12 protein-coding genes are annotated in these 11252 nt (G+C 65.7%); 3 read left to right on the top strand and 9 right to left on the bottom strand.

The features are described 5' to 3' along the window. Nucleotides 1-602: 602 nt before the first annotated feature. Together BC1002_RS19835 and BC1002_RS19840 are read left to right on the top strand one after the other, a co-directional pair. Nucleotides 603-2339 (top strand): FAD-dependent oxidoreductase, encoded by a 1737-nt coding sequence (locus BC1002_RS19835; protein WP_013091771.1) that lies wholly within the window; start codon nucleotides 603-605, stop codon nucleotides 2337-2339. Between the two features lie 21 nt (nucleotides 2340-2360). Beyond that, entirely contained in the window at nucleotides 2361-2546 is a 186-nt protein-coding gene (locus BC1002_RS19840; protein WP_013091772.1) for a hypothetical protein, read from the top strand. A 44-nt stretch (nucleotides 2547-2590) separates the two neighbouring features. Here BC1002_RS19840 and BC1002_RS19845 read toward each other — a convergent pair whose 3' ends face one another. The 5 genes from BC1002_RS19845 to BC1002_RS19865 form a co-directional block, all read right to left on the bottom strand. Beyond that, nucleotides 2591-2890 (bottom strand): hypothetical protein, encoded by a 300-nt coding sequence (locus BC1002_RS19845; RefSeq protein WP_238537997.1) that lies wholly within the window; start codon nucleotides 2888-2890, stop codon nucleotides 2591-2593. Next, the gene (locus BC1002_RS19850; protein WP_013091774.1) at nucleotides 2872-3153 is read right to left on the bottom strand and encodes a hypothetical protein; all 282 of its coding nucleotides are present in this window, start codon (nucleotides 3151-3153) and stop codon (nucleotides 2872-2874) included. The genes BC1002_RS19845 and BC1002_RS19850 overlap by 19 nt, the downstream gene beginning before the upstream one ends. 199 nt (nucleotides 3154-3352) lie before the next feature. Beyond that, nucleotides 3353-4336, bottom strand: coding sequence for a 2-dehydropantoate 2-reductase (locus tag BC1002_RS19855; RefSeq protein WP_013091775.1), 984 nt, complete (start codon nucleotides 4334-4336; stop codon nucleotides 3353-3355). 71 nt (nucleotides 4337-4407) lie between these two features. Further along, nucleotides 4408-5202, bottom strand: a complete 795-nt coding sequence (locus BC1002_RS19860) for a class II aldolase/adducin family protein (protein WP_013091776.1) — start codon at nucleotides 5200-5202, stop codon at nucleotides 4408-4410. A gap of 97 nt (nucleotides 5203-5299) precedes the next feature. After that, nucleotides 5300-6499, bottom strand: a complete 1200-nt coding sequence (locus BC1002_RS19865) for an amino acid aminotransferase (RefSeq protein WP_013091777.1) — start codon at nucleotides 6497-6499, stop codon at nucleotides 5300-5302. 190 nt (nucleotides 6500-6689) lie between these two features. Between BC1002_RS19865 and BC1002_RS19870 the strand changes: the two genes are divergently transcribed. Continuing rightward, entirely contained in the window at nucleotides 6690-7631 is a 942-nt protein-coding gene (locus BC1002_RS19870; RefSeq protein ID WP_013091778.1) for a LysR family transcriptional regulator, read from the top strand. 24 nt (nucleotides 7632-7655) lie between these two features. Here BC1002_RS19870 and BC1002_RS19875 read toward each other — a convergent pair whose 3' ends face one another. The 4 genes from BC1002_RS19875 to BC1002_RS19890 form a co-directional block, all read right to left on the bottom strand. After that, a complete protein-coding gene (locus BC1002_RS19875; RefSeq protein ID WP_013091779.1) occupies nucleotides 7656-8480 on the bottom strand; it encodes a helix-turn-helix transcriptional regulator in 825 nt (274 codons plus the stop codon). 103 nt (nucleotides 8481-8583) lie between these two features. Beyond that, nucleotides 8584-9711, bottom strand: coding sequence for a hybrid sensor histidine kinase/response regulator (locus BC1002_RS19880; RefSeq protein WP_013091780.1), 1128 nt, complete (start codon nucleotides 9709-9711; stop codon nucleotides 8584-8586). A gap of 9 nt (nucleotides 9712-9720) precedes the next feature. Further along, nucleotides 9721-10365 carry a chemotaxis protein CheB gene (locus tag BC1002_RS19885; RefSeq protein ID WP_013091781.1) on the bottom strand — a complete coding sequence of 215 codons (645 nt, stop codon included), beginning with the start codon at nucleotides 10363-10365 and terminating at the stop codon, nucleotides 9721-9723. A gap of 10 nt (nucleotides 10366-10375) precedes the next feature. Then, a complete protein-coding gene (locus BC1002_RS19890; RefSeq protein WP_013091782.1) occupies nucleotides 10376-11221 on the bottom strand; it encodes a CheR family methyltransferase in 846 nt (281 codons plus the stop codon). Nucleotides 11222-11252 lie beyond the last annotated feature (31 nt).

An 11252-nucleotide genomic window follows, 5' to 3' on the forward strand; every position in this document is an offset into this window, starting at 1 on the left:
CGGCACGGGTGACAGGCCTAAGAGCCAGATGGCATGGAGGATGCACAAAGAGTTGAGTCGCTGACGCCGGGGCGCCTGTGGAATCGTCAATCGACCGCGCGCGCCGCCGGCCAACGTACTTAACGACGCGCGGTGAATCGATCTTGCAGCCATGACGGCCCCTCCATCACCCGCCGGTGGAAGTTTGCCAGCTCACACGAGCTCGACTTCGGCAGACCGGCCCATCGACGTTAATTTTGGACAGCATCCCCCCGAACAGTCGTTGGCCTTACAGGTTGTGCGCACGCGATTGAGTTGTTGCCAAGTTTTGGTAAGGATAGGTACGAAGATTGAATTGTCAAGAATCAGCGCGGCGAACGGTTCGCGGTCCGGGCCCGCGACATCCACCGTGCCGTTCAGCGGCGTGGCGACGCCAACATCGCCAATGCAGCCGAAGCGGGCCTCGCGTGGACCTTGCGCGCGTGTCTGGACGACTAACGAGGAGCGAAGGTCCAGATTGCTACCACTCGTCATGCGGCGCGGCGTTGTACCCAAAATGTGGACAGCCGCGCGCGCACGCCGACGCATACTGCACCGATAACGCAAGCAACCTGGAGACACGCATGACCCGCCCGTTCAAGCCCTATCCGTTCGCGCCGCGCCGTTATCCGGCCGCGGTGCCGCCGCTCGTCGACGGACGCGATCCACAAACGCGCGCCGTCGCGATCGTCGGCGGCGGCCCGGGCGGCATGACGCTCGCGCTTGCGCTCGCGCGCCAGGGCGTGCGCTCGGTGCTGATCGAGGCCGACGACAGCGTCTGCACCGGCAGCCGCGCAATCTGCATCTCGCGGCGCAGTCTCGAAATCTTCAAGCGGCTCGGCGTCGTCGATGGATTTCTGCAAAAGGGGCTGGCGTGGACCGGCGGGCGCAGCTTCTATCGCGACACCGAGGTGTTTCGCTTCGCGATGCATCAGGACGACGAGCAATCGCTGCCGCCAATGATCAATATCGCTCAGTATCAGATCGAGCAGTTGCTGCTCGACGAGATCGAACGGCACGCCGATCTGATCGACGTGCGTTGGCAAACGCGTGTGACGGGCCTCGCGCAACGGCCGCAAGGCGGCGCGACCTTGACGCTGCGCAGCGCCGGATCTGACGATCCGCAAGGCACGAACTGGCAGATGGACGCCGCGTGGGTCGTCGCCTGCGACGGCGGACGCAGCACGATCCGCGATCTGCTCGGGCTGAAGCTCACCGGCACGACTTACGAAGGCCGCTACGTGATCGTCGATATCGAACTCGACAGCACGCGCGCGACAGAACGCCTCGCTTATTTCGATCCGCCGTCGAATCGGGGCTCGACGGTGCTCGTGCACAAGCAGCCCGACAACGTGTGGCGCATCGACTATCAGTTGCGCGACGACGAAGACCCCGACGCCGCCGTGCTGCCCGAGAACGTGATCCCGCGCGTGCAAAACCTGCTCGACTCGATGGGCGAAACCGGCGCGTGGTCGCCGATCTGGATCACGATCTACAAGGCCAATGCGCTGACGCTCGAGCGCTACCGGCATGGCAACGTGCTATTCGCGGGCGACGCCGCGCATCTGGTGCCCATCTTCGGCGTGCGCGGCGCGAACTCCGGCATCGACGACGCCGACAATCTCGGCTGGAAGCTCGGCTGCGTGATCAATGGCAGTGCATCGCCAGCGCTGCTCGATAGCTATAGCGACGAACGTGTGTACGCGGCGCGCGAGAATCTGAGCTACGGCATGAAAAGCACCGAATTCATGGCGCCGCCGACCTTCGCGTTCGATCTGCTGCGCACGGCCGTGCTCGGGCTCGCCGAGCGGCATGCAGCGGTGCGGCCGCTGATCAATCCGCGCCAGACGCATGCGATCGCGTATCGGCAATCGCCGCTGAACTTCGCGGGCGACAAGGGCGATGCGTTCGATCGCGGCCCCGCGCCGGGCACCGTGCTGCCCGAATGCAGGCTGCTGAATCAATCGCAAGATGGCGCACGGTTCGGCATTCATCTAACCGATCTGCTCGGCCCGTGCTTCACGGCGCTGCGCTTCGACGCAGACCACGCGAACGACGGTGAGTCGTGGCAGCAACTGCAAAGCACGCTAGCCGGCCAGGGCATTCCATTCAGCCTGATCGATATCGTCACGGCCGAAGCGCAATCGGCAAACGGCCCTCGCGTGGTCGACCCGACCGGCCGCCTGCACGACATGCTCGACGCGCAGCCCGGCACCGTCTATCTGATCCGCCCCGACGGCCACGTGCTGGCGCGCTGGCGAGACGGCAGCGCGGCGGCCGTGCAGCACGCGCTCGATGCCACGCTGACACAGCAGAACTAACGCGCAAGGACCCTCGACACCATGACCGATTCCGATCTCGACCTCGTCTATACGACGCTGTGCAACACGCTGACCCACGAAGGCGAAGCGCAGGCGTCGCTGTATCTGGCGCGCCTCGCGCTGTTGTGCCTGACCGAACTCGACGACCCGCGGCGCGCGTTGTCGTTGATCGAAGCGGCGAAGCTGCCGGCCGCCGTCGCGGCCTAGCGTGGGCAATAGAAACCGCCTCCCTGGAGGCGGTGGCGAGCCGACTATTTTTCCGCCAGCCGATGACTGCCGGCATGCGGCTCGACGCGATAGCGCTGGCGAATCTCCTTCAAATGATCCAGATCGCCGGGGTGTTTGCCGTCGGGAAAATCGACTTCCGCGATGCTGTGGCCAGCGCTCGCCTTGAGCATCCCGCGCTTTTCGCCGCCGCTCGCCAGCACGGCGACCGCTTTGATATTGCCTTGCTGATCGTATTCGATATGTACCTTCATGGGGGACTCCTCGTCATGTTCGATGGTATTGGGCGGATGCACAGCAGCCCGGTTTAAATTGCGTCGGTCCACGCAATGAAGAGTCCGTAGGAAGCAAAGTCGGTTGCGCTCTTGTTATGCACCTCCAGCAACACGACGCGATTGCCTTCGGCGTCGCAATCGTTGGAAAGGTTGCGGACTTCGATGTTCTTGTCCCACGGCAGTCCCGACAGGGGGATCGCTGCCGCCCACAGGATTTCGCCGTAGTTCATCGGACCCACCCACCAGAACGCGGAGTCGCCCGCATTCAGATCGACTCCGCTGCCGACCAGTTGGCCATTTACATTGATACCCATCGCTGTCTCCCAGTTGCAGACGGCCACAGCGACGCGTAATTGCCCGTGTGCCCGTGGCGGTCGTTACACCGCTGACAAGAGGACGGCAACGCTGGATGCGTTTTGAACGAAGCCCGGTACTCCGCGAATGCCCACAAAAAAGCCGCGCGATCAACGCGCGGCTTTTCTTCTTCGAAGCGAAGGCGTTACGACAACTACCTCACTGCTTCGGATACAAGCCCAACGTGCTCGCATGCAGCCGCGCGAGTCCTAGCAACGCATCCGTATAAGGCGTCGGCACACGCGTCAGCTGTCCAAGCTCGCGCACCGCGCCGACCAGCGCATCGAGTTCGACCGCCTTGCCGGCCTGCACGTCTTGCAGCATCGACGTCTTCATCGCACCGAGCTTCAGCGTGACCGCGTGACGGTCATCGGGCGCCTGGTCGATCGGGATGCCGAAGCGCGCGCCGATTTCCTTCGCCTCCAGCATGATGTGCGTGACGAAGCCGCGCACGAGTTCGTCGCCGAGAATCCGGTCGGTCGTTGCGCCGGTGATCGCGCTGACCGGGTTCATCGTCATGTTGCCCCATAGCTTGAACCAGACGTCGCGCTGGATCTGCGCCGAGGCCGTCGCATGGAAGCCCGCCGCTTGCAACAGCGCGGCCAGCAGTTCGACACGCTCGCTCGGCTTGCCCGACGCCTCGCCGACGATCAGTCCATTGCCCTGGTGATGCCGGATCACGCCGGGTGCGTCGATCAGGCAACTGGCATGCACGACGCAGCCGACGGTCTGCGCGGCCGGGATCGCGGCGGCGATCGCGCCGTCGGGATCGATCGTCTTCAGGCGCTGGCCGGCGAGCTCGCCGCCGAGGCCGTCGCAGAACCACCACGGCACGCCGTTCATCGCCGTCAGCACGATCGTCTCGGGACCGAGCAGCGGTTTGATACGCGCGGCGACGGCCGCCATCGCCGGGCCCTTGACCGCGATCACGACCAGCTCCTGCACGCCGAGATCGGCCGGCTTGTCGCTCGCCTTCACCTGCTCGGCGTAGATCACGCCGCCTTCGATCAGCCGCAGACCGTGCTGGCGCACTGCGTCGAGCGTCGCGCCGCGCGCCACCACGCTGACCTGATTCCCGGCCTGCGCGAGCTTCACTCCCATCCAGCCGCCGATCGAGCCGGCGCCGTAGATCGCTACTTTCATCGCCTGAATCCTTGCCTGTTGCTGTGATTATTGCAGCGTTGATTGTCGCGCTCTTTTACGCGTGGCTTCAATCACTGCCGGTAGCTCGCATCGATCCGGTCGACCCGCCGCACCAGCGCATCGAAAACGTCCTGCCCAGCGCCGTGGCGCGGGTCGAACTGCAGCGCGTCGCGCGAGCAGCGCATCGCAATCTCTTCCGGCACCGGCCGCGCGCGGCCCATCGAAAACGTCGCCATCTGGATTTCGCACGCGCGATTCAGCGTCCACAAAATCGCAAACGTCTGCGGCAACGTCCGGCCCCACGATAGCAGACCGTGGTTGCGCAGGATCACGGCCTGCTTGTCGCCGATATGCGCGAGCAGCCGCGGGCCCTCTTCCGCATGAATCGTGATGCCTTCGAAGTCGTGATACGCGATCCGGTCGTGCAATTGCGCGCTATAGAAGTTGGTCTGCTGCAGGCCCTCTTCGAGACAGGCCACCGCGACGCCCGCTGTGGTGTGCGTATGCATCACGCAGTGCGCGTCGGGCAAGCCCTCGTGAATCGCCGCATGCACGACGAAGCCGGCCGGATTCACCGGATACGGCGAGCCGTCGAGCACCCGCCCCTGCGCATCGATCTTCACCAGATTGCTCGCGGTCACTTCGCTGTAGTGCAGCCCGAACGGGTTGATCAGGAAGTGACGCTCGGCGCCGCTGACGCTTTCGGGCACGCGCAGCGTGATGTGGTTGTAGATCATCTCGGTCCAGCCGAGCAGATCGAAGATCCGGTAGCACGCGGCAAGCTGCACGCGCGCCTGCCATTCGTCCGGATGCATCGCGGCCGATCTGGGCTGGCTCGCCGGCTGCGCTTCGAGGGTCGTGGCCATCGTCAGTGTCTCCATGATTGTCGTCGTGGCGGCGCGCCCGTGCGCGCCGCCACCCTATTCACTCGTGCTGCAACAGCGGCTGGACCGCCGGACGGCTTCAGGCGCCCGACACCACCGCCGCGATCGACGACGCGACATAGTCCGCGTTGCGCGCGTTCAGCCCGGCGACGCACATGCGGCCGGAGCGCAGCACGTACACCGCGTATTCGTTGCGCAGACGCTCCACCTGGCTTTCGGACAGGCCCGTGTACGTGAACATGCCGCGCTGCGCGACATAGCGCGCGCGCATCACTTCATCGACGCGCCCGTCGAGCCCCGCGTGGATCACGTTGCGCATCGCCAGAATGCGCTCGCGCATCGCGCCGAGCTCGGCTTGCCACGACGCGCGCAGCGTCGCATCGGCGAGCACGTTGGCGACGAGGCGCGCGCCGTGCGTGGGCGGATTGCTGTAGTTCGCGCGTACCGCCGACATCAGCTGGCCCGCCACGCGCGCGGCTTCGTCGGCGCTCTTGCAGACCACGCTCAGCGCGCCGACGCGCTCGCCGTACAGCGAGAAATTCTTCGAGAACGAGTTCGCGACGATCAGCGGCACGTTCGCGTCGGCGAGCATGCGCACCGGAGCGGCGTCTTCTTCGAGGCCCGCGCCGAAACCCTGGTAGGCCATGTCGACGAACGCGATCAGCTTGCGGCGCTGCAAAACCGGCACCAGTTCCGCCCATTGCGCCGGGCTCAGATCGACGCCAGTCGGGTTATGGCAGCACGCGTGCAGCAGCACGACGCTCTTTTCCGGCAATACGTCGATCGCGGCGAGCATTTCGGCGAAACGCAGGCCGCCCGTTTGCGGGTCGTAGTACGGATAGGTGTTGACCGTCAGGCCCGCGCCTTCGAATATCACGCGATGGTTTTCCCAGCTCGGGTCGCTAATCCACACCTGCGAGGCGGGGAAATAGCGCTTCAGGAAATCGGCGCCGACCTTCAGCGCGCCCGAGCCGCCGAGCGTTTGCAGCGTCGCGATCCGGCCTTCGGCGCGCGCCGCGCTGTCGGCGCCGAACACCAGCGCCTGCGCGGTGTCGCGATAGAGCGGCAGACCCGCCATCGGCAGATACGAGCGCGGGCCGATCGCGTCGAGCAGCGCGGTTTCGGCGCGGCGCACCGCATCGATCACCGGCAGCTTGCCGGCGTCGTCGAAGTAGATGCCGATGCTGAGGTTGACCTTGTTCGGCCGGGGGTCCAGCTGAAAGTCTTCGTTGAGGCTCAGAATCGGGTCGCCCGGATAGGCGGGAATATGGTCGAACATGACGGGTCCTTGAAGGCGGCCTGTGCAGGCCTGTTGTAGCGGTCGTCCGCGCCGCGGGACGACAGGGCAAACCTCAAGTCTAAGCGGGTTTGCCGGGCTAAGTCGACCGGCACGAGTGTCGATTGTCGGCGCGCCGCGCACAATCAATCGATTTTTCACGATTCGTAAGTTTTTCTTTAGAATCGATCGTATGCCTCTTACCCGCGTCACGATCCGCCAATTCGAAGCGTTCCTCGCCATCGTCGATCTGCACAGCATCGGCGCGGCGGCAGAGCGGCTCGGGCTGACTTCGTCGGCGGTCAGCCAATTGCTTGCCGAACTCGAAACGGAGCTCGGCTTCCGGCTGTTCGATCGCACCACGCGGCGTGTTGCGCTGTCCAGCGCGGGGCAGGACTTTCTGGCGTCGGCCGAATCGGTGCTGCGCCACGTGCGCGCGGCCGCCCAGTCCGCCGACGACATCCGCAATCGCGCGGCCGGCATCGTGCGGGTCGGCGCGCCGCTCGTGATCGCATCGACGGCGCTGCCCGCGGCGATTGCCGAATACGCGCGCGACAAGCCGAAGGTGGTCGTGCGGGTCTGCGATACCGTGGTCGAACAACTGGTGGAGCGCGTCGAGAGCGGCGACATCGATCTCGCGATCGGCCCGAACCGGCAAAGCGGGCCGCGCGTGCGTTGCGAGGCCGCGTTCGCGAGTCCGTGGGTCATGTGGTGCGCGGCCGAGCATCCGCTCGCCTCTCGCCGCCGCGTGCAATGGCAGCATCTGCGCGACGTGCCGATCGTCGCGACCGGCCGCGACCACGAACGCGCGGTCGATCAGATGCGCGCCAACCTGCCGGTCGAGGCGCGCATCATTCCGGTCGATGTCGTCGATAACGTGACCACCGCGTTCGGCCTCGCCGCGCAAGGGCTGGCGGTCACGCTCGCGCCGGCCTATGTCGCGCCGCTCGCGCGCACGTTCGGGCTCGTGATGAAGCGCATCGTCGATCCCGAAACGATTCGCGAGGTGTGCGTGTACCGGTCGACCGAACGGGCGCTGTCGCCATCGGCCGATGGTTTCGCGGATTTCGTGATGCCGTGGTTGAAACGCTGGGATCGGGAGGCGCAGGCCGAGGCGCGGGGCAAGCGGAGTTGAAGCGCGATGCGTCGCATCGCGCAGCTAAGGCTGCATACACAGCGCGAACAGTTGCCGCTGATTCGAAACCCCGAGCCGTGCATACGCGCGCTTCTGATAAGTGACGACGCTCGCCGGCTTCACCCCCATCTGCGCGGCAATCTCGGCGGCGCTCGCGCCTTCGAGCGTGCCACGCAACGCGTCGAGTTCGCGCGGCGTCAGCGTCGGACATGCGCGCCGCACGCGCGCGAGCATCGCCGCGCCGCTACCCTGCTGATGCTGCCCGTTCAGCGCGTAATGGCCCTTCGCCGCATGCGCGAACAGCGGCGCGACGCTTTCGATCCGCTGCAGATCGTCGGGCGCGAACACGCCATACGCGCCGTCGCGGTACAGGTTGATCGACAGCCACACGCTATCCGCGGGCTGCACCAGCAACGACAGCCGGTCCGATACGTTCGGCTGCGCGTAGCAGGCCGCGCGATACGCGTCGTTTTCGATTTCGTCGCCGCGCTGCTGATGCAGCACCAGCGCATCGCGTGAAGCGCTGCGCCGCCTGTCGTGGGTCTGGCCGATGATCGCGCGATTGCCATCCAGCGCATAAAAATGCGCGGCGTAGCGTTCGGCGACGTCGCGCAGAAAACGCCCGCCGCGATGATCTGCCGCCGACACCGTACGCGGCCGCGCGTCGAACTCATACGCGAAGATCGTGCACTGCGAGACCGGCAGCGACAACGACTCGCCAACCGTCTGCAGAATGCTCGCGGCGAGCGCGTCGGCATCCGGGTCGGAGATCGCCATGACGAGGTCGGTGGCGCGCGCGGTGCTGATCTGACCGCTGCGCTGCGGTGATGCGAGGCGCCAGGAACGCATGATGGGGATTCGTGCTTGCGCTGCGTGGATTGGGTTGCGGCAAGCGTAGCACAGCGGGCATGCGGCGCAGGTGTGCCGGCGTGATCGGCTCGTCAGCGACGCCTTATCGCCGGGTAAACGACCCCCGCTGCAACGCCACCACCCTCGGCAATTCGATCGTAAAGGTCGTGCCGGCCTCGTCGCTGGATACGACGCTGACGTCGCCGCCATGCATGCGCGCGATCTCCTGCACGATATGCAGACCGAGGCCGAGCCCTTCGCGCGAGCGCGCGCCGTTGCCGTTCGACACGAACGCCTTGAACAGATGCGGAAACACCTCGGCCGGAATCGTGCCGCGATTGGACACCTTCAGGCGCACGCAATCCTCTGCCTCGCCATCGACCTCCACGCCGATATCGCCCTCCGGCGCGCCATGATGCAGCGCATTGCTGACCAGATTCGATACCGCCTGCCACACGAGATCGGTATCCCACGCGCCGGCCGTATTGCCGGTGCAGGTGAACACGATCTGCTTGCCGCTCTTTTGCGATGCGAATTCGTCGATCACCGAGCGGCACAGCGTCGCCAGTTCGATCGAGCGCGGCTGCAACGGCAGACGTCCGCCTTGCAGGCGCGCGAGGTTCAGCAGCTGATCGACCATCCGCGCCATGCGCAGCGAGCTGTTCTTCACGCGCGCCGCGACGGTCGCGGCCTGCTCGTCGGCGGCCGTGCGCATCAGGTACTCGGCCGACGCCAGCACCGCGCCGAGCGGCGTGCGCAGGTCGTGACTGAGCACCGCCATCAGCATTTCGTTCGCTTCGAGCATCTGGCGCGTGGTTACCAGTTGCGCGGCGAGCTGGCGCTTTTGCTGCTCCAGTTGCACGAACACGTCGACCTTCGACTGCAGAATGCGCGGGTCGAACGGCTTGTAAAGGAAGTCGACCGCGCCCGCCTCGTAGCCGCGGAACGTGCGCGACGCGTCCTGCGCGGTCGCGGTCAGGAAGATGATCGGTACGTGCGCGGTGCGCGGGCTGCCGCGCATCAGCGCGGCCAGCTCGAAGCCGTTCATGCCTGGCATGTTGACGTCGAGAATCGCCAGCGCGACTTCGTGCTTGAGCAGCAGATCGAGCGCGGCGGTGCCGGAGTCGGCGACCAGCACCGCGACGTCGGGCCGCGCGAGCAATGCTTCGAGCGCGGTAATGTTGTGGACGATGTCGTCGACGATCAGGATGTTCACAGGTGAGTTCGTCATGGCATCGGATTAGAGGGATGTCGGCAGCGCGGCAAGGCGCTTCGCCAGGGTTTTGGGGTTGAAGATCGCATCGGCCGCGCCACGCTCGATCGCCGCGCGCGGCATTTCCGCCGAACCGGCGCTGGCGGGGTCCTGCACCCATGCGGTGCCGCCCAGCGCGCGCACGCATTCGAGGCCGAGCGCGCCGTCGTCGTTGGCGCCGGACAGCAGGATCGCGAGCAGCCGCTCGCCGTACACCGCGGCAGCCGATTCGAACAGCACGTCGATCGACGGCCGCGAGAAGCGCACCGCCGCATCGGTCGACAGCGCGACCGTGCGGTCCACTTCGACGAGCATGTGATAGCCGGGCGGCGCGACGTGTACGCGGCCGGGCAGGATCAGCTCGCCCGCATCGGGTTCGAGCACCGGCAGCGCGCAGCGATGCGCGAGCGCCGGCACCAGGTAGCTCGGCGAATCGGGCGGCAGATGCGTGACGACCATTACGGCCGCGCCGAAGCGCGCGGGCAACGCGGCGAGCAGCACGTTGAGCACTTCGACGCCGCCCGCCGACCCGCCGATCACGACCAGCTCGTAACCGCGCGGCGCGTGCGTGCGCGCGGCGCCGCCGGCATCCGCGGTCGGCGTCATCGCAGGTTCAACGTTCGGGGATGGCATCGCGACCTCGCTAACGCTTCTGATAAATGCGTTCGGCCGCGCGGAACTCGTCGAACGCCGGGTAGTGACGCGAAAACCGCAGGCTTTCCTTGCTGCCCAGGCCGAGAAAGCCGCGCCGCACCAGCGCATTCTCGAACAGCCCCAACGCGCGATCCTGCAAGCCGCGATCGAAATAGATCAGCACGTTGCGGCACGACACCAGATGCGCTTCGAGGAACACTTCATCGGTGGACAGGCTGTGATCGGCGAACACCACGCGCTCTTTCAGCGAGCCGGCAAAGCGCGCGCCGCCATACGCTGCATGATAGTAGTCCGACAGCGAACGGGTGCCGCCCGCCGCCAGATAGTTCTGTGTGAAGCCCTGGATGCGTTCGAGCGCATAGATGCCCGCCTCCGCGCGCGCGAGCGCATCGGGGTTGATGTCGGTCGCATAGAACAGCGTGCGCTCGGTGAGGCCTTCCTCGTCGAACAGGATCTTCAGCGACCACAGCTCCTCGCCGGTGCTGCATCCGGCGACCCACACCTTGATCGACGGATAGGTGCGCAGACGCGGCAGCACGTGTTCGCGCAGTGCGAGGAAATACGACGGATCGCGAAACATGTCGCTGACCTGCACGGTCAGGTACCGGAACAGCCGCGAAAACTCGTTGCCGTCGCGCATGATGCGGTCCTGCAATTGCGACAGCGTCTCCACGTTGAATTCATCGAGCGCCTGCGTGAGGCGGCGGCGCAGCGACGACATCGCGTAGTGGCGAAAGTCGTGCTGATACTTCAGATAGATCGCTTCGAGCAGCAGCCGCAGCTCGATGTCGAAATCGCTGAGACGCTGCGGTACGTCAGATGCGGACGGTTTCATCGCGTTTCTCGCTTGCGTGCTTGCGCTCGCG

It is taken from the genome of Paraburkholderia atlantica (assembly GCF_000092885.1).
Classification (GTDB): domain Bacteria; phylum Pseudomonadota; class Gammaproteobacteria; order Burkholderiales; family Burkholderiaceae; genus Paraburkholderia; species Paraburkholderia atlantica.